Source organism: Faecalicatena contorta (assembly GCF_001404335.1).
Taxonomy (GTDB): domain Bacteria; phylum Bacillota; class Clostridia; order Lachnospirales; family Lachnospiraceae; genus Faecalicatena; species Faecalicatena contortus_B.
Genome location: NZ_CYZU01000080.1, coordinates 1 through 17,399, shown reverse-complemented (window position 1 = coordinate 17,399; position 17,399 = coordinate 1). Strand labels below are relative to the sequence as shown.

Genomic DNA, 17,399 nt, shown 5'->3' with positions numbered 1-17,399 from the left:
TCTAAAACGACCAATGTGTAGACCTGGCCGCCGGAAACGGCGGTCAAAAAATGAGCCAGTACTCATGGTTTACCGTATACGAATATGCGAAGATTCCGTTTAGAGAGTATTGCCTGGACTATAGGAGCCAATGTAATGCAATGATAAAGTTTGCAGAAGACTTTGGTGTGGACTGGTTCCATCCGTCGGGATTTGCATATTGTGAAGCAGGCGCATACGGAATGGACATCGTGTATCCTGAAGATGACTGTCCATATCCAGAAAAGCATTTAATCCTGGATTTTGAAAGGGATTATAAGAAGATAAGGTCACTGAATATAAAAGAGAACGATGCGATGATGAATCGCGTGAGAGGAGTTAAGCATTATAAAGATACGGTTGGCGAAGCGTATTTTATAGCAGGGCACGTAGAAGGCCCTTTGGCGGAATATACGGATTTAAGAGGCGTATCTGAGGGGCTCATAGATTTACTGGATTATGAGGATGAGCTGTCTGAGATATTTCAGATTATAGTGGATAATTCGAAACGATGGATTGATTTACAGGCTGAATCGGGGGCAGACTGCATCAGTATTGGCGACGCTATATGTTCTCAAATAAGCGAGTCAATGTATTTAGAACGTATATTTCCATATCATGTGCAACTGATTGAACATGCAAATAAGCTGGGGATCTATACCAAATTCCATATCTGCGGCGATTCTTCCAGGATCCTGCCGCATTTAATAGAAGCTGGAGCCAATATCCTGGATATAGATTCATTGGTGAAAGATGTGCCTTCACTGATAAAACGGCTGGGTAAAGGGCAGGTTTTATGCGGCAACCTGGATCCGGCCGCGGTCTTGAGATTTGGCACGCCGCAGATGATTGAAGATGAAGTGAAAAAAATTATTGATGATACAAAAGGGAAATGTATGATTGGAGGCGGCTGTGAGATCCCGAAGGGGACGCCGGTTGAAAATATGCATAAGTTTTTGGAAGCGGTTAAAAAATACTCTGATTAGATAAAATATAGAATAAAATTTATTAAAAAGGTATTTGTTGTCTGTAAAAGAAAGAACTATTGGTTTGAAGCGGATTCTATGATATAATTTCCTGGTGGATAAATTTGTAAGATATTTGCTGAATAAAACATAACCAGATATCTTAAATTTTCAAATTAGCGGCATTGTTCAGGACTCAGTCAGCTAAATATAAAAATTTCAAGAAAATGAAACAAGAGTTTCCAAAAGGAGAGAAGGCCCATGAATATACAGATCTTTGGAACAAAAAAGAGCTTCGACAGCAAAAAAGCAGAGCGTTATTTCAAGGAGCGGGGCATAAAATATCAGTTTATAGACATGAAAGAAAAGGGATTCAGCAAAGGAGAGTTCTACTCCGTCTGCCAATCAATTGGGGGCTATGAACAGTTGCTCGATCCGAATTGCAGGGACAAAGATTTACTTGCCCTGGTCACGTATATCGCAGAAGAAGACCGGGCAGAAAAAATTCTTGAAAACCAGCAACTGATAAGGACACCCATTGTCAGAAACGGAAAACTGGCAACAGTCGGTTATCAGCCGGATATATGGAAAAAGTGGAAATAATAGGAGGAACCATATTATGCCAAAAGAAAAGATATCCCTGATTGTCCCCTGCTACAATGAAGAGGAGGTGCTCCCCTATTTTTTTGAGGAGTTCAAAAAGACAGCAGGGCAATTAGCAGAATATGAATTAGAACTCCTTTTTGTAGATGACGGCTCGAAGGACAGCACATTAGATCTCGCAAAAGATATGGCCAAAAGTGACAGCAGGGTCAAATATCTTTCTTTCTCCCGCAATTTTGGCAAGGAAGCTGCCATCTATGCGGGACTTCAGAAAACGGACGGTGACTATGCGGTTCTTATGGATGCGGATCTGCAGGATCCTCCTTCACTGCTGCCAGAGATGTTAAAGGCAGTGAAAGAAGAAGGATATGATTCCGCTGCTACCAGAAGAGTGACCCGGAAAGGGGAGCCGCCAATCCGTTCTTTCTTTGCGCGCCGGTTTTATCATCTGATGAATAAGATCTCTTCGGCTGAGATTATGGATGGAGCGAGGGATTACCGTCTGATGAACCGGAAGTTCAAAAATGCAATTCTGGAAATGAGTGAATACAATCGTTTTTCGAAAGGTATTTTCGGCTGGGTTGGTTTTCGGACAAAGTGGATTGAGTTTGAGAATGTGGAGCGTATTGCAGGCGAGACAAAATGGTCATTTTTCAAGTTGTTCCGCTATAGTCTTGAGGGAATTATCGGTTTCTCGACGGCGCCGCTTGCCATGGCTTCCATACTGGGGATGACAGTCTGTGCGGCCGCATTTATTTTTTTGATAATTATCCTGGTCAAGACTTTATGCTTCGGAGACCCGGTTGCAGGCTGGCCTTCTATGACCTGTATCATTCTGATGCTGGGCGGAATTCAGCTGCTTTGTATGGGGATTTTAGGCATGTATCTCTCCAAGACGTATCTGGAAACAAAAAAAAGGCCAATCTATATCTGCGATGAAAGTAATTTGGAAGAAGAGGGTGAGGAGAAAAAGAAATGAACCGGGCAAAGAACTTTATGAGAGGGAAATCGGATATATTTTCGCTGATCCTGTCTATTACAATAGCAAATCTGATGTTTTTTCATCAGGAAAAGTGGCTGATGAATCCGGTTTATATTGCAGGATTATCGATTCTGATTTATGCGGGGCTTAAGGCGGCCCGGAAGAATGCGCATCTGCTGAAACATGGCCGTATATTGCCGGGAACCGTATTACTGGGAATCTTGTTTTCTCTGATGATTGTAGTTGGGCAGAAGATCCATGCGGACAGCGTATCTTTTTTAGCTTTTACGGGATTTGATATTTTCTGGTTTATTCTTTATTTTTTTGTTGGAGGGCTTCTGTTTTTTGATTTATATCTGGCCGGCGTGAATACGGCGTTAAGAGGCCGTATGACTTCAGGAGAATTATCGGTTCCGAAATGGAATCAAAGAAAATGGCTGCTCTACAGCGTGATTTTGTTTGCAGCCTGGGTTCCCACATTTGTAACTTATTTCCCGGGGATTGTACCTGATGATGCTACGGTTTCCATGGCAATTGCTTTCGGGGAGATGCCATGGGACAACCATTTCCCTGTTTTTTATACCTTAATGGTCGGCGGGTTCATGCTTGTGGGCTATATCTTCCATAACTTTAATATTGGTATTGCGCTTTACTCTGTATTTCAGATGCTTATTATGGCGGGAATTTTGGGGTATTTGCTGGAGTGGATTGAGCGGAAAGGGTTTAAGAAGATTCTGATCTATCTGGGGCTCGCATATTTTGCGGCGGCTCCGGTGTTTGGAAACTATGCGGTTGTTATGTGGAAAGACCCTATTTTCAGCGGTGTTCTTATTCTGTTAGCACTGATATTAATCGATCATGTCGCAGTGAATCCAGATTCATTTTTAGAAAAGAAAGTTTTGATCAGCTATGCAGGGCTGATGATTCTGGCATCTCTTTTGAGAAATAACGGAATCTATATCGGGATCCTGCTCAGTGCGGGACTTTTGGTGGTTTACAGGAAGCGCTTAAAGCGGGTATTGATAACATCGGTAGTCAGTATTGGCTTGATCTGGTTTATTACAGGGCCTGTATATGTGTACATGTTTTCTGCAGAAAATGTTTTTGTGGAATCAGTCGGCATCCCTTTGCAGCAAATGGCCAGAGTCGTTGTCACAGAGGGAGAGATGAGCGCGGAAGAGGAAGAATTTATGGATCATCTGCTGCCCCTGGAAAAGTATCAGGATTATTATTGGCCGTTTTTAGTGGACCCGATTAAATGGGCGCCCGAATTCGATACGGAATATTTAGACAGCCACAAGAAAGAATTTTTTCATGTCTGGTTTTCCATGCTGACTAAAAATTTTGATGTCTATGTAAAGCAGTATCTTATGGGGACGTATGGCTTCTGGCATATAGGCGGGGAGACGAAATACGAGTTTGTGAAAACGGATATTGCCAGGAACTGGTGGGATATGTATCAGAATCAGCCTTTTGAAAATGTTCTGGGCTATCCTATGCAGGAAAAAATAGTGGAAAAGTACGATTATATTTCGACGGGGCTGTTGGTATGGATCCTTTTATTTGATATTGTTTTCTGCTGGATGCGTAAAAAATCAGTGTATATCATTCCTCTGCTGGTCATGGCAGGCAACTGGCTGACTTTGATGGTGGCTACTCCAACGGCATTTGGCGTCAGGTATATCTATCTCCTGGTAATCGGCCTGCCCCTGGTGCTGCTTTACCCGTGGCTGCTGAACAGAGATCCGCGGGGGAAAGGGAGCTGCTGTTCACAGGTAAGCATGTAAACAGTAACACAGTAACTTCTAAAAACAAGGGCATTTGTGATATAGGGTTGTACTTTTGTATGAATTTGGTAAAATAAGAAGCAGGAAGCTTTAGACTGGAAGGGAGAGGTTATATGAAAAGGTTAAAAAAAGTAAGTATTATTTTGCTGGTATTTCTTATGATATTTGGCATGGCCGGATGTAAGAAGAAGGAAGCGCCCAAAAGAGCCGAGAAGACAGAAGAGAAAGAAGTAAAAGAGAAAAAAGAAGAGCCAAAACAGGAAGAGGTGCCTGCAAACCAGAACCTGCTGACAGGGCTGGCTGATCTGACAGACGGCGCTATTGGCAAAAGGCCTGTAGCCGTTATGGTGAATAATGTGGAGGCCGCGCTCCCGCAGCTTGGGATTTCAAAGGCAGATATTATATATGAGATTCCGGTCGAAGGTGATGTGACGCGTCTTATGGCTTTATACGCAGACTACACTGCAGTACCGAAGATCTGTGCCGTGCGCAGCTGCCGTTATTATTTCCCGGCATATTCACAGGGATATGATGCCTTTTATGTGAATTGGGGAATTGATGACAGTATTGCAGACTATCTCGAAGCGCTGAACCTGGACCAATATGACGGGATGAACAATGCAGGAGGGCTGTTTGGTCGTGATCAGGACAGGCTGAATGCGGGATATTCTTTGGAGCACACAGGATTTTTTGATGGAACCAGATTTGCAGAGGTGGTGCAGGCAGAAGGTCGGAGAACGGATTTAAACGAGGATAAAAAGGGGACGGCATTCCAGTTTAACGGGATGGACGAACAGCTGAAGCCGGAAGGGCAGGACTGCAAAAATGTCAGCATTAATTTTGGGGCGGCCACGGCAACCCTGACTTATGACGAGGGCTCAAAGACTTACTTAAAGCAGATTAACGGAAAACCACAGATGGATGGCAGTGACAACACCCAGCTCGCTTTTACAAATGTATTTGTTTTGGAGACGGATATTTCAGTAAGGGATGATATTGGGCATAAAGAAATCAACTGGTATGGCGGTTCTGACTATGTAGGATATTATGTGTCAAACGGCGGTATGCAGAAGATACATTGGAGTAAAGAGGCGAATAACGAGAATTCGTACCTGCGTTTTTACGATGGGAGCGGCAAGGAGATCAAAGTAAATCGTGGGAAGAGCTATATCGCCGTAAACTATAAGGGACAGAGTGAGTTCCAGTAGAGCCGGGAATTCTGGCTCCTGCGAGGACTAGTGTACTGATACATTGAGATTTAGGCTAGCTATGAGGCTGAATATCAATGTGTCAAAACACTGGGACAATAAGCGGAAAGCTTCGGTTATTTGATTTCTACAGTTCATGAAGTAAAGGGAAGCGGATGGAGAGTTAAGCAATGTCGGAAAAATTTAGATCAGATGCTACAAGAAAACGAAATTTGCTGGCGCTGGGGATTGTTTTCCTCAGCTCCATCTTTTTGTATATCCTAATGCAGGCCGGGAGTGGATTATATCCCTTTGGCAGCAAGTCTAATATGCTCTGGGACCAGGATATTCAGTACGTGGATTATTTTGCGTATTACCGGAATGTACTGCTGGGCAAGGCAGATATCGGGTATTCGTTCACAAAATCTCTGGGCGGTTCCCTGGTTGCACTGTTCGGCTATTATCTTGGCTGTCCGCTGAATCTGCTTGTAGTGTTTTTCAAGACAGAGCAGCTGCCTTTGTTCCTGTTTATTCTTACGGCAGTAAAGCAAGGGCTTGCGGGGGTGACTGCAGGAATCTTTTTCTGGAAGCGTTTTCCTGCGGTATCATTAAGGATGAGGACCCTTATTTCGCTCTCGTATGCTCTGATGCAGTACAATATGCTCCAGTCATCCAATATTATGTGGCTGGATGGTGTAATCCTTCTGCCGCTTTTACTGCTGGCTGTTTACAGGTTTGTTTCCGGAAACCGGAAGCGGTGGCTTTTCCTTACCGTTCTATTTTCCATTGCAATTAACTGGTATACAGGCTATATGACAGGTTTGTTTGCCGTATGTTATTTCCTGTACGAAAGAATCTTAAAGATTGACAAGCCGGACGCAAAGGAGCGAAAAAGGTTCATAAAAGATACCATATTATGTGGCGGCATCATGCTTGCAGGAGTGCTTGGAAGCTGTTTTATATTTTATCCGGTGGTGGTGGGCCTGCAGAAAGGCAAGGATGCTTTTGTTCCTGAGATCTTCCATCTGGCCACACATGGATCCCTCCTTGATGCATTCAAGGGATTTGCACTGGGCAGCTATTTTGAATCTGTATCGTTATACTGCGGTCTGCTCTTTTTTGGCTTCTTTCTCTATTATTTTTTCTCACGCCATGTGGAAAAAAAGGAGAAGATACTATCCGTAATCGCTGTGATGTTTATGCTGGTAAGCTGCTGGTTTGTACCGCTGGACTGCATCTGGAGCGGATTAAGGTACGTGGCAAGTTATCCGTTTCGGTTCGCTTTCATTGTCATTTTTCTTGTACTGTACCTGGCGGCAAGAGGGGTGCAGGAGTATGAAAAGGTAAGAGACGGCAAAAAAATGGCGGCGGTATATGCGGGATGCATCCTGCTGTTCCTGGTGTACCATTTGGCGGGCGGATATGGAAAGAATCAACTGCTTTTGACAGAAGCGGTACTTGCAGTGTATGCTCTGCTGTATCTGCTTTCAGGAATGGGGAAACGAAAACAGGCAGGGCTGAAGAATTTAGTTCCAGCAGTGTTGGCCGTAGAACTGGTTTTAAACGGGATTATGACGTTTCAGATGAATTACGAGTGGAATCAGGATATTTCCGCTTACCAGGAATATACGGCGCGCAATGCAGAACAGGTTGCAGCAGTGAAAAAACTGGAATCGGATGAATTCTACAGGATGGACACTCTGAATAAAAGGTATGACGAGGAGAGCAGATGCTCGGCCTTTCTAAATGAGGCCATGGTTTATGACTATCGCGGTCTGAATCATTATTCCTCCACATTTGACGGAACGACAGGAGATCTGCTCCGGGATATCGGGTATTCCTCTGAGAGTACCATAAGCATCGTGTCCGAATCAAGCCTGCCGGCAGATTCCTTGCTGGGGGTAAAGTATCTGCTGTCTGCGGCAGAGGTGGCAGGCTATGAAAAAGTGGATTCCATACCGGAAGCAAACGGAAAATCCGTATACTATAATCTATATGTGCTGGACGCAGGCATGGAGGCGGCGGATACTGTTTATGAAAAAACGGAGAGTGCCAACCCTTTTGAATATCAGAATATATTGTTTTCCAAAATCCTCGGAAGAGAAGTAGCGCTTTATAAAAAAGCGGAGCCGGAGGTACGTATGGAAGACCAGGTGCTGATTTTTAGTATACCTGCGTCCGGAAAGGAAGATCTGCTCTATGGCTATGTAGATTCCTGGGTACATGACCTTGTACTATATGTAGATGGCGAGTACCGATGTAATTACGCCACATGGCTGAGCTATAAGATATTTAATGTCGGAGACGGGACGAAGGCGCATACAGCGGCACTGGACGGATATAGCGGAAAAGAACAGGATATGACGCCTTATTTCTATTATCTGGATCAGGATTTGTTCGAGGAAGTCATTCAGGAATTGAAGGGCAAAGAAATGGTAACAGAAAAATTTGAAGACGGATATGTGAAAGGCAGCTATACCGCAGTCGAAGACTGCAATATGCTCCTGAGTATCCCTTATGATGACGGCTGGACAGCCTCCGTGAATGGGAAGAAAGTGGAAATCAGGCCGGCAGCCAATGCCCTGATGGCAATTCCCCTCTCCGCGGGGGAGAATATAATTGAACTGAAATATGAAATACCCGGTGTGAAAGCAGGAATCGGGTTATCCATTCTGGGGTTATTCATGTTTTTGGGGATATGCTGGATGGACAGAACGAAAAAGCCGCATGCATTGCACAAGAATTGAGAGGGGCATATTTGAATTGTACGGCACCGATCGTATCCTTAAATTTCCGGCAGCACTGCTCCACAAACTTCAGCGTATTCCACTACGCCTGTGTTTGTGGAGCAGTGCTCTCGGAATTACTCGTTTCCGAGAATCTCTTTTGCAAGTCTTGCAGCTAAAACATCCATTTCTTCCATCTGTGAATCCTTCAGGGATGATTTCATAGCAAAGTTTTCCGTCAGGATTGTCATATTCTTCATTTCACCGATCTTAGCCTCCATGAGTTTAGCCGACATCGGAGCCCAGGTTCCGTTGCCAAGCACAGCGACCGTACGGTTCTGCACATTCAGCGCCTTCATGTCATCCAGATAATTGGCCATGACCGGGTATACCCCGCCGTTATAAGTAGGGGAGGCAAGCACAAGGTGGCTGTATTTGAAGCTGTCAGAAATCAGCTGGGATACATGGGTGCGGGAAATGTCATGAACCACCATGTTCTTCACGCCCGCATCGGCAAGCTTGACCGCCAGTACATTGGCAGCATTTTCCGTATTGCCGTACATAGAAGCATAGGCGATCATAACGCCGCGTACTTCCGGCTCATATGTGCTCCAGATATTATATTTTCCAATGATATAATCCAGATTGCTTCTCCAGACCGGTCCATGGAGTGAGCAGATATACCGGATGTCCAGCGCAGCGGCTTTTTTCAGTACATTCTGGACCTGTACGCCGTACTTGCCCACGATGTTGGTATAATACCTGCGGGCATCATCCAGCCAGTCTCTGTCGAAGTTGATTTCATCATTAAAAATCGTGCCGCCCAGAGCGCCGAAAGTTCCGAAGGCATCTGCAGAGAACAGAACCTTGTCGGCCTCGTCATAAGTCATCATTGCCTCCGGCCAGTGTACCATTGGCGCCATAACAAAATGAAGGGTGTGCGTACCACTGGAAAAGGTATCCCCTTCTTTGATGATGATTTTCCTGTCTTCTAAGTCCATATCATAAAACTGGCCGATCATGGGGAATGTTTTGGCATTACCGATAATCTGCATTTTAGGATAGCGCAGCGCCAGTTCTGCGATGAGGGAACAGTGATCCGGTTCCATGTGGTTCACAACCAGATAGTCCAGTGTTCTTCCGCCGAGAACTGCTTCTACATTTTCCAGAAACTGCCTTCCGATAGAAGCGTCTACTGTGTCAAAGAGAACGGTCTTCTCGTCCATCAGCAGGTAAGAGTTATAGGAAACACCGTTCGGGATGGGGAAAATGTTTTCAAACAGCTCCAGACGGCGGTCGCTTCCGCCTACCCAGTATAAGTCATCGGTTACTTTTCTAAAACAGTACATATGTGATCCTCCTTTTTATATTCCCCCAGGCAGTGAACAGGGCAGACGTGCAGGTATGGCCGTCCGGCTGCAGATACCGGGGAAGTTTGTCCTCAGTTCGTTATGTTTTTTAATAGAAATAGATTCACTGAATATGTGGCAAAAAATTGTCTTCCGTCACTATTCTACCATAAAAGGAAAAATACGCAACCCGAGTATCCACATTTTTTAGTTTATGTTACAATAGAAAATATTCAGTTCCCTTATAAATTCCTTATAATTGTCTTTTAAAATGTCCTTATAGACAAGGAGGTTTTAACATGAATGAGATGATTTTGGAGACAAAAGGAATTTGCAAGAGGTTTGGCCGTCAGGTTGTGTTGAACCAGGTATCTCTGATGGTGCCAAAGGGCTGCGTATATGGGCTTCTGGGGCCGAACGGCGCCGGTAAGTCCACATTGATGAAAATGTTTTCGGGTATGATGCGCCCGGATGAAGGAGAGATCTTTTTTGGGGGAAAGCCATGGAGCCGGAAGGATCTGAACAGAACGGGAGCGCTGATTGAGCAGCCTCCGCTGTATGACAATCTGACGGCACGGGAGAACCTGGAGGTACGCACCCTTCTGCTGGGGCTTCCGAAGAAAAGAATAGACGAGGTCCTGGAAATCGTAGATTTAAAAAATACGGGGAAGAAGCGGGCAGGGCAGTTTTCTATGGGAATGAAACAGCGTCTGGGGATTGCGGCGGCGCTTCTTAATAAACCCAGCCTTCTGATTCTGGATGAACCGGCCAACGGGCTGGATCCGTTTGGCATTCAGGAACTCCGAAATATGATACGGGATTTTTCCGATGAAGGAATCACTGTTATCGTTTCCAGCCACATATTAAGCGAGGTCGAGCAGGTCGCCGATTATATCGGGATCATATCGGGGGGCGTTCTGGGATATCAGGGCGGCATGAAGCAGGGAAAGGATCTGGAAAGCCTGTTTACGGATGTGGTCAGAAAGAACAGGGGGCTTGAGGCATGTTGTTAGCATATGTGAAAGCGGAGAATCTAAAGAACAGACATACCGTGGCCTCCAGGCTCTTTTGGCTGGTACCTCTTTTCAGCATTTTGCTGTCATTTGTTTTTTCGGGGCAGGACAGCCGGTATTACCAAATGAATCAGTATAATTGGTGGTATACAACGTTTTTCCCTATGCTGCTGCTTCTTAGCACGGCATTTGCAGGGCAGCGGGAAAGGAAGATGAAGAATAGGGCCATGGGAGCGCTGCCGATAAACATGAAGACTTTATGGAGCGCGAAGATCTTGTACAGCCTGAAAACGCTTGTACTTGCCGTTCTGATCTTATTCTGTGTACAGGAAGTGGTCAGCCGTCTGCTGGCTTCTGGCGGCGCCAGAGAGATCTCAGGGCTGACCGGCCTTGCGGCAGCTGTCCTGTGGATTGTGCTCAGTTTGTGGCAGATCCCGCTCTGGCTGTTTGTGAACCAGTCGCTGGGATTTGCCGCAGGAATACTTTTGGGCCTGGCAGGTAATATAGGGCTGGGAGTTCTGGGCGCTCTGTCAAAATGGTGGGTGGTGAATCCATTTGCTTATATCAGCCGCCTGATGTGTCCGATTCTGAAGATCCTCCCGAATGGGCTGCCGGCGGAACCGGGAAGCCAGACCTTTTTCCCGGAAGTATTAAAGATAACAGTCATCCCTCTGGGAGTCTGCATTTCTGTGGCGCTGTTTTTGGGAGTATGGGCCTTGACGGCCGGCTGGTATGCAGGAAAGGGGCGAAAAGGATGGGAAAGCTGAAACAGAAGAACAGAGGATTCCGGATGCTGTGTGCCGAATTGGTAAAGCTGCGCAGAACATGGATATTGTGGCTCCATATCATTATGCCGCTGACGGGAATCGTTATATTTCTTTTATACTACCGTATCTCAGGGTGGAGCAGCTGGGGGAAGATCTCGGGTTATGTGGAAGTGGTTTCAGTTGTATGCCCGACACTTGTAGGGTTTATCTGCGGACTTGCGGCAGACCAGGAAAAACAGGCAGGGCATTTTCAAAATCTTTTAGGGACAGGACAGCGCAGGACAGCAAATCTGTCTGCAAAACTTTGTACATTGCTGCTCTGGAACCTGGCAGCGGTGCTAGTGACGATAGTCGGTTTTGGCGCCGGATATTATTTGTTCATTGAACGGACTGCCGTACCGGAGATGTTTTATATAACAGTGACAGGACTGATCTGGATCAGCCAGATATTCACTTATTGCCTTCATCTGTTTTTAGGTCTGCGATTTTCGAAAGGCATTAGCATCGGGGCCGGAATTGTGGAAAGCCTGCTGGCCGCGATACTGATGACCGGGCTTGGGGATGGGATCTGGCAGTGGATACCGTGTGCCTGGGCGGGCCGTTTCACAGGATTGTATGTACAGCGTGCAGCAGGTATGGATTCCGCGGCCTGGGCGCTGGCAGAGTCCCAGATGAAAACAGGAGGAATCATGATGGCAGGAATCACCATTGCAGGGATTCTGCTGACATATCTCTGGTTTCATTATTACGAAGGAAAACGGATGGAAGATTAGGGGTGGGGGAAAGGTTCTTGCAAATTGACAGAAAAAAATATTTAAAAACATGAGAGAGGGGATGTAGTGGATGGCCAGAATTCTTGCGGTAGACGATGAGCCGGCAATACGGAATCTAATACGGAGGGCTCTGGAAAAGGAGGGGCACTGTGTGACAACCTTAAATTGTGCGGATGAGATCATAATAGAAAACCTGAACCAATATGACCTGCTTTTGTTAGATATCATGATGCCGGGAACGGATGGTATCACATTTGTGAAAAAGATCCGCAGCCAGGTCGACAGCCCGATCCTTTTCCTGACGGCAAAGACAGACGAAAACAGTATCATGTACGGGCTTGCATCGGGCGGAGATGATTATATAACAAAGCCCTTTGGGATCGGGGAACTGCGGGCGCGGGTACAGGCCCATCTGCGCAGAGAAAAGCGGGAGAAGAGGCATACGGCGGAGGTGTCAGGTGTGCGCTTCGATCTGGCGGGTAAAACCGCCGGAGTTGGGGAATGCCGGGTGCCCCTTACAAAAAGCGAATATGAGATCAGTGAGTTTCTGGCAATGAACCATGGCCAGGTGTTTTCTAAGGAACAGATCTATGAGCGTATATTCGGGTATGACAAGGATGGGGACGTATCTGCGATTACAGAGCATGTAAAAAACATCCGCGCTAAATTTTCCCGGGCCGGCAGGGAGCCGATAGAGACGGTATGGGGGATTGGATATAAATGGAAATAAAACGTAAGGTAACGGTACAATCTGTATTTCGGAGATTTTTGGTCTGGTTTTGTCTGATGACAGCAGGCCTTCTCTTGATGTGCGTAGTAATTTTTGGCGTTTTAAGTGCGGCAGGTGTAGTACTGCCGGCTAATTACAGTGAAGTGGCGCTGGAAAGGCGGCGTACAGAGATACAGGAAGCCGATATTGTGACAAAAGAAATGATACCGGACAATTGTCATTATGGGGTGTACAGCGAAGACGGTACATTTCTGTACGGAAACTTAAGTCAGAGCTCACAGGAAAAGGTGTGGAAAGAGTACAAAAGAGGCGGGAGCGGTGACAGCGCCTTAGGGTATCTGAAATATTTTCCGCGGGATGGAGAAGTTTGTCTGGCGGTCTATCAATTAAGAGCGGAGTTCACAAATCCGTTACTTAAAAAAATACTGCCGGGGGTACCGGAGGGCCTTTTTCTTTTATTTCTAATCCTGTTTTTCATACAGTCCGTTCTGTTGGTCCGGCGTTTCGGCAATGTGATACGCAGGGAACTGGAAGCGGTCAAGCAGGTGACGGAAAAGGTCAAACTTCAAAATCTGGATTTCGAAAAGCCGGCTTCCAGGATTGTGGAGATAGATGAAGTGATGGAGTCTCTTGTGAAAATGAAAGAGGCCCTGGAGGCGTCTCTTAAGCAGCAATGGGAAATGGAAGAGAACAGACGCCAGCAGATCCGCGCGCTGGCCCACGACATTAAAACTCCGCTGACCGTCATAAGGGGAAACACCCAGCTGTCCTGCGAAGCAGAGTCGCTGGAGGAGAGCAGGGAATGCCGGGAATATATTCTTCAGGAGACGGACAGAATAGAGCAGTATATCTGCATCCTGCAGGAAATGCTGAAATCTGACGGCGCCGTTAAGCTGCTGGAAGAAACCGTGGCAATCCGGGGACTTGCCGAATCCTTTGCTGAAAATGCAAGAGTCGTGGCATCTGCAGGCGGACGGAACTTAGAGGTTGTAATTTCCCTGATTTCAGACTATATTATTAGTGACAGGCAGATGCTCTTGCGCGCCTGGGAAAATCTGCTGGACAACGCAGTGGAATACACGCCCAAGGGCGGAAATATCACCATCAATCTGTACGAAGAGGAGAACAGGCTTTGTTTTCGGATCGAGGACAGCGGCCCTGGTTTTACGGAGGAAGATATCAGGCGGGGACCGGAACAGTTTTATCAGGGCGATAAAAGCCGGAATTCCAAAAGCCATTACGGTATGGGACTGTTCATAGTCCAGTCCTTCGCAAAACAACAGGGCGGAAGGCTCACCCTTGGCAACGCAGGCACCCATAAGGGAGCCTGTGTCTGCCTGGAAATCTGCATAAGGCCTGCGTGTCCGGAGATGAATGATAAGAAAAATGGAAAGTGAGGAAAACATATGTTATTCGTTTGTTACCCCAAATGCACCACCTGCCAGAAGGCCAAAAAGTGGCTGGAAGAGCAGGGCATCTCTTACGAGGAAAGAGATATCAAAACAGAAAATCCCCAAAAAGAGGAGCTGAAGGAGTGGTATAAAAAAAGCGGTCTGCCGTTGAAAAGATTCTTCAATACAAGCGGCATGCTGTACAAACAAATGAACTTGAAAGATAAACTTCCTGAAATGAGCGAGGAAGAACAGCTCGAACAGCTCGCAACCGATGGGATGCTTGTGAAGCGGCCTATAGTAGTGGAGGGGGATATCGTACTCACCGGCTTCAAGGCGGCTGAGTGGGAGAAATTGAGGAGTTAGGGAGTGGCGGCGGGGGGACGCGGGACGCCTGCCAGAGATCCCGCTTGACACCACAGGCGGCATCCCTGGCAGGCTGCGTTCATCCGGGCGGAAGATACCTAACTTTAAGGGGATTTCTTACGGGAGAGGCGGATGGTCATGGGCTAGGGAGCTAATGAGACTGCCTTCCAATCTTTCCGCCTTCCCCAGGCAGCAGTGTCCTTAATATCCATAAAAAATCCGCAGCCCCCGTCCACGGAGCCCCCTCCGGGGAAAGAATTTTAACTACCGATCGGATGAGCCAGCTGTGCGGAAGCGTGGCCGGGCTATCCTGGATGCGTCTTTTGTGGTGTTACAGCCGCTTCATCAAAATGAAAGCCGGCATATGAACTTTTTGCAGGGCTACAAGCCCTGCAAAAAAGCCGACTCAAGCGGGAATGCATCCGGCATTCCCGTGTTTGTCGGCGGTGTTCATCATGCTGGCTTTCATTTTGATTAGCGGCTGTTACACCACAATACCGTATCCAGGATAGCCCGGCCACGCTTCCGCACAGCGTCCCCTTCGACTCATACTACAAATCTCTATTCCCTCCGCTCACGGATATCAATATCTCCGGAGTCGGCGTAGATTCTGATGAGCTTTTGTTCTGTTCCGTCTGTCTGATAGTATTCTTCAGAGTCGTCCCTGTCCCTATAGTACCCTTTTGGTGCGTTCTCAGGAAGGTAGATCTGGCCGTATTCGGCCTTGATGTCAAAGGTGTATGTCTCCAATTTTTCTGGAAGATACAGGTCCACATCCCCGTATTCGCTGTTGCAGCTCAGGGAGCTGAGTTTGGCTGCGTCCAGGGAAAGACTGCCGGAATCCAGCTGTATTTTTGCAGTATCACATTTGAAATTCTCTATGGTGCTGTCCCCATATGCGCTGTATAAAGTGAACGCTTCGGTTTCTATGTCTTTCAGTTCCAGGTCGCCGCCTTCAAGAGTTAATTTCAGGGAGCTTGAACTGCTTTCTTTTAAGGTAAGGTCACCGTAATCTAATGAAATATCCATATTTGCAGCATTGGTTCCGGTTACGGATACATCGCCGGAATCGTCGTATATTTTCAGTGCGTCAAGGGTCTTGTCTTTTGGCACGTATAAGTTGATATAGGTGTTGAGCGAGTCGCCGACTGTGGAGAAGGCGAGAAATACACCGTGGTTCTGATCTGGCTGATAAAGGGTGAATTTACCATCAGTTACGTTATACTTGGGAGTTCCGAACGCCTGATCCAACAGGTATTCTACATAATAGTTATTGTCTTCCGATGGCAGAACCCGGATATCGGCATAGGCATCCATGGTGATGTCTGCTTCCGTGAAGGCTTCCAGCTTCGTTTTTTCCAGCGTGACGGGATCGGAAGTTGCAGAGTTGGGATGAATCCCGCCTCTGGAGATGGAGACGCCGGCCCTGCCTCCAAAGAGATAGCCGATTCCGGCAAGCACGGCGCCTGCCGCCATGAGGCAGACAGAGACAGTTATAATTTTTTTAGTGATTGCTTTCATTCTTTTTCCCCCCTTTAGAGATATTTCCCAGTGATTTTGAAGTCTTTCCTAAAAACCAGCGGCAGAAATTGACAGCCCCATAAACAAGAAGCACTCCGGCGCCCAGCGCGAATAAGCCTAATCCGATGGTTGCAAGGCCGTCTGCAAATGTGGAGAAAAGCAGGATACCACCTCCGAAAACACCGATGATACCGCTTGCTACAACTGCTACTGCAGCCAGAAACAAACAAAAGATTACGGCCAGTATCACGATTAAAAAGCAGATAAATACGGCCAGCAGAGCGAATCCCAGCGGAAGTGCAATTGGTGCGGCACAGATCCCCAGAATGCCGATCCAGATGGCGGACAGCCCTCTTTTGACAGTCTTGGGCGGTTCCTGCACATTTTTTGCCGCAAGGTCTATAATCAGTTGATTTGCGGCATCCTTGGGGGAACCGAGATCCTCGATTGCCTGCTGCTCAAATTCGGGTCCTGCCTCGGCAAAGTATTCTTCGAAATATTCCATCGCCTTATCATAATCTTCTTTGGGAAGACGGCGCAGCTTATGTGCGAGCGTCCTCATATATTCTGTCTTAGTCATTGCGAAATCCCTCCCTTAACAATCTCATCAATTGTTGTCTTATATATTTCCCATTCTTTCAATAGTTCCTGGTGATGTGTCTTTCCGATCTCTGTAATTGTATAATATTTTCGGTTGCGCCCCTGATACTGCTGGTCATAAGTCTCTACATACTGACTATCCTGCAGTCTTTTCAGAATTGGATATAGAGTAGAATCCTTTGTGTTGGCAGCCTTTTTAATAATCTGACTGATCTGATAACCGTATGCATCATCATTAGCAATTACCGATAGGACTAGAAAGTCGAACATCGGGGTGTTCAGTGTAAAGGTCATGTTATCATTCCTTTCTATATGTTTTTGTTTTACATATATCTTTTATGAGTATATTATATTCTGTATAATATATATTGTCAATACATATAATCTAAAGAATTTCAAAAGATAATCTTTAGAAGGACTTTCATATTGCAGTTAACATCCAAATCGGGAATTAGTGACGCGCTTTAGTCGCGGCACGGATGGGGGACGCTCCATAAAGGGATAGCCGCAAACCTCCCGGAGAACATCCATGTCCTTTCAAAAACGCGGCCGCGGGCCTAAGAAATTCTAGGCGGGAAACAGCCCTGAAAATGGAGCACCACTGACACATCACGAGAAATC

16 protein-coding genes are annotated in these 17,399 nt (G+C 46.3%); 12 read left to right on the top strand and 4 right to left on the bottom strand.

Annotation, left to right across the window (positions count from 1 at the left end):
* Positions 1 to 50: 50 nt before the first annotated feature.
* From ARB69_RS23780 to ARB69_RS23755, 6 genes are all read left to right on the top strand, one after another.
* The gene (locus tag ARB69_RS23780) at positions 51 to 1,004 is read left to right on the top strand and encodes a uroporphyrinogen decarboxylase family protein (protein ID WP_083487195.1); all 954 of its coding nucleotides are present in this window, start codon (positions 51 to 53) and stop codon (positions 1,002 to 1,004) included.
* Positions 1,005 to 1,244: 240 nt separating this feature from the next.
* Entirely contained in the window at positions 1,245 to 1,586 is a 342-nt protein-coding gene (locus tag ARB69_RS23775; protein WP_055155207.1) for an arsenate reductase family protein, read from the top strand.
* 16 nt (positions 1,587 to 1,602) lie between these two features.
* A complete protein-coding gene (locus tag ARB69_RS23770; protein WP_055155206.1) occupies positions 1,603 to 2,565 on the top strand; it encodes a glycosyltransferase family 2 protein in 963 nt (320 codons plus the stop codon).
* Positions 2,562 to 4,355, top strand: coding sequence for a DUF6020 family protein (locus ARB69_RS23765; RefSeq protein WP_055155205.1), 1,794 nt, complete (start codon positions 2,562 to 2,564; stop codon positions 4,353 to 4,355). Before ARB69_RS23770 ends, ARB69_RS23765 begins: the two co-directional genes overlap by 4 nt.
* Positions 4,356 to 4,468: 113 nt before the next feature.
* The gene (locus tag ARB69_RS23760; RefSeq protein ID WP_055155204.1) at positions 4,469 to 5,563 is read left to right on the top strand and encodes a DUF3048 domain-containing protein; all 1,095 of its coding nucleotides are present in this window, start codon (positions 4,469 to 4,471) and stop codon (positions 5,561 to 5,563) included.
* Positions 5,564 to 5,733: 170 nt separating this feature from the next.
* Positions 5,734 to 8,289 (top strand): YfhO family protein, encoded by a 2,556-nt coding sequence (locus tag ARB69_RS23755; protein WP_055155203.1) that lies wholly within the window; start codon positions 5,734 to 5,736, stop codon positions 8,287 to 8,289.
* A 116-nt stretch (positions 8,290 to 8,405) separates the two neighbouring features.
* On the opposite strand, the gene ARB69_RS23750 is transcribed toward ARB69_RS23755, so the two are convergent.
* Positions 8,406 to 9,617, bottom strand: a complete 1,212-nt coding sequence (locus tag ARB69_RS23750) for an FprA family A-type flavoprotein (RefSeq protein WP_055155202.1) — start codon at positions 9,615 to 9,617, stop codon at positions 8,406 to 8,408.
* A gap of 299 nt (positions 9,618 to 9,916) precedes the next feature.
* Between ARB69_RS23750 and ARB69_RS23745 the strand changes: the two genes are divergently transcribed.
* From ARB69_RS23745 to ARB69_RS23720, 6 genes are all read left to right on the top strand, one after another.
* A complete protein-coding gene (locus ARB69_RS23745; RefSeq protein ID WP_050642603.1) occupies positions 9,917 to 10,630 on the top strand; it encodes a lantibiotic protection ABC transporter ATP-binding protein in 714 nt (237 codons plus the stop codon).
* Entirely contained in the window at positions 10,621 to 11,397 is a 777-nt protein-coding gene (locus ARB69_RS23740; protein WP_050642602.1) for a lantibiotic immunity ABC transporter MutE/EpiE family permease subunit, read from the top strand. The genes ARB69_RS23745 and ARB69_RS23740 overlap by 10 nt, the downstream gene beginning before the upstream one ends.
* Positions 11,385 to 12,170: a lantibiotic immunity ABC transporter MutG family permease subunit gene (locus ARB69_RS23735; protein ID WP_050642601.1), complete on the top strand. Its 786-nt coding sequence runs from the start codon at positions 11,385 to 11,387 to the stop codon at positions 12,168 to 12,170. The genes ARB69_RS23740 and ARB69_RS23735 overlap by 13 nt, the downstream gene beginning before the upstream one ends.
* 70 nt (positions 12,171 to 12,240) lie before the next feature.
* Positions 12,241 to 12,900, top strand: coding sequence for a response regulator transcription factor (locus ARB69_RS23730; RefSeq protein ID WP_050642600.1), 660 nt, complete (start codon positions 12,241 to 12,243; stop codon positions 12,898 to 12,900).
* Positions 12,891 to 14,297, top strand: a complete 1,407-nt coding sequence (locus tag ARB69_RS23725) for a sensor histidine kinase (protein WP_055155201.1) — start codon at positions 12,891 to 12,893, stop codon at positions 14,295 to 14,297. The genes ARB69_RS23730 and ARB69_RS23725 overlap by 10 nt, the downstream gene beginning before the upstream one ends.
* 9 nt (positions 14,298 to 14,306) lie before the next feature.
* A complete protein-coding gene (locus ARB69_RS23720) occupies positions 14,307 to 14,657 on the top strand; it encodes an arsenate reductase family protein (RefSeq protein ID WP_055155200.1) in 351 nt (116 codons plus the stop codon).
* A 561-nt stretch (positions 14,658 to 15,218) separates the two neighbouring features.
* Here the strand turns inward: ARB69_RS23720 and ARB69_RS23710 are convergent.
* The 3 genes from ARB69_RS23710 to ARB69_RS23700 are packed head-to-tail and all read right to left on the bottom strand — an operon-like array spanning position 15,219 to position 17,072.
* Positions 15,219 to 16,178 carry a DUF4097 family beta strand repeat-containing protein gene (locus tag ARB69_RS23710; protein WP_055155198.1) on the bottom strand — a complete coding sequence of 320 codons (960 nt, stop codon included), beginning with the start codon at positions 16,176 to 16,178 and terminating at the stop codon, positions 15,219 to 15,221.
* Positions 16,162 to 16,758 carry a DUF1700 domain-containing protein gene (locus ARB69_RS23705; protein ID WP_055155197.1) on the bottom strand — a complete coding sequence of 199 codons (597 nt, stop codon included), beginning with the start codon at positions 16,756 to 16,758 and terminating at the stop codon, positions 16,162 to 16,164. Before ARB69_RS23705 ends, ARB69_RS23710 begins: the two co-directional genes overlap by 17 nt.
* Positions 16,755 to 17,072: a PadR family transcriptional regulator gene (locus ARB69_RS23700; protein ID WP_050642595.1), complete on the bottom strand. Its 318-nt coding sequence runs from the start codon at positions 17,070 to 17,072 to the stop codon at positions 16,755 to 16,757. The genes ARB69_RS23705 and ARB69_RS23700 overlap by 4 nt, the downstream gene beginning before the upstream one ends.
* Positions 17,073 to 17,399: the final 327 nt, after the last annotated feature.

Excerpts from the sequence above, each read along its gene's own strand:
- ARB69_RS23780 (WP_083487195.1), top strand. The coding sequence starts at position 51 with ATGAGCCAGTACTCATGGTTTACCGTATACGAATATGCGAAGATTCCG.
- ARB69_RS23775 (WP_055155207.1), top strand. The coding sequence starts at position 1,245 with ATGAATATACAGATCTTTGGAACAAAAAAGAGCTTCGACAGCAAAAAA.
- ARB69_RS23770 (WP_055155206.1), top strand. The coding sequence starts at position 1,603 with ATGCCAAAAGAAAAGATATCCCTGATTGTCCCCTGCTACAATGAAGAG.
- ARB69_RS23765 (WP_055155205.1), top strand. The coding sequence starts at position 2,562 with ATGAACCGGGCAAAGAACTTTATGAGAGGGAAATCGGATATATTTTCG.
- ARB69_RS23760 (WP_055155204.1), top strand. The coding sequence starts at position 4,469 with ATGAAAAGGTTAAAAAAAGTAAGTATTATTTTGCTGGTATTTCTTATG.
- ARB69_RS23755 (WP_055155203.1), top strand. The coding sequence starts at position 5,734 with ATGTCGGAAAAATTTAGATCAGATGCTACAAGAAAACGAAATTTGCTG.
- ARB69_RS23750 (WP_055155202.1), bottom strand. The coding sequence starts at position 9,617 with ATGTACTGTTTTAGAAAAGTAACCGATGACTTATACTGGGTAGGCGGA.
- ARB69_RS23745 (WP_050642603.1), top strand. The coding sequence starts at position 9,917 with ATGAATGAGATGATTTTGGAGACAAAAGGAATTTGCAAGAGGTTTGGC.
- ARB69_RS23740 (WP_050642602.1), top strand. The coding sequence starts at position 10,621 with ATGTTGTTAGCATATGTGAAAGCGGAGAATCTAAAGAACAGACATACC.
- ARB69_RS23735 (WP_050642601.1), top strand. The coding sequence starts at position 11,385 with ATGGGAAAGCTGAAACAGAAGAACAGAGGATTCCGGATGCTGTGTGCC.
- ARB69_RS23730 (WP_050642600.1), top strand. The coding sequence starts at position 12,241 with ATGGCCAGAATTCTTGCGGTAGACGATGAGCCGGCAATACGGAATCTA.
- ARB69_RS23725 (WP_055155201.1), top strand. The coding sequence starts at position 12,891 with ATGGAAATAAAACGTAAGGTAACGGTACAATCTGTATTTCGGAGATTT.
- ARB69_RS23720 (WP_055155200.1), top strand. The coding sequence starts at position 14,307 with ATGTTATTCGTTTGTTACCCCAAATGCACCACCTGCCAGAAGGCCAAA.
- ARB69_RS23710 (WP_055155198.1), bottom strand. The coding sequence starts at position 16,178 with ATGAAAGCAATCACTAAAAAAATTATAACTGTCTCTGTCTGCCTCATG.
- ARB69_RS23705 (WP_055155197.1), bottom strand. The coding sequence starts at position 16,758 with ATGACTAAGACAGAATATATGAGGACGCTCGCACATAAGCTGCGCCGT.
- ARB69_RS23700 (WP_050642595.1), bottom strand. The coding sequence starts at position 17,072 with ATGACCTTTACACTGAACACCCCGATGTTCGACTTTCTAGTCCTATCG.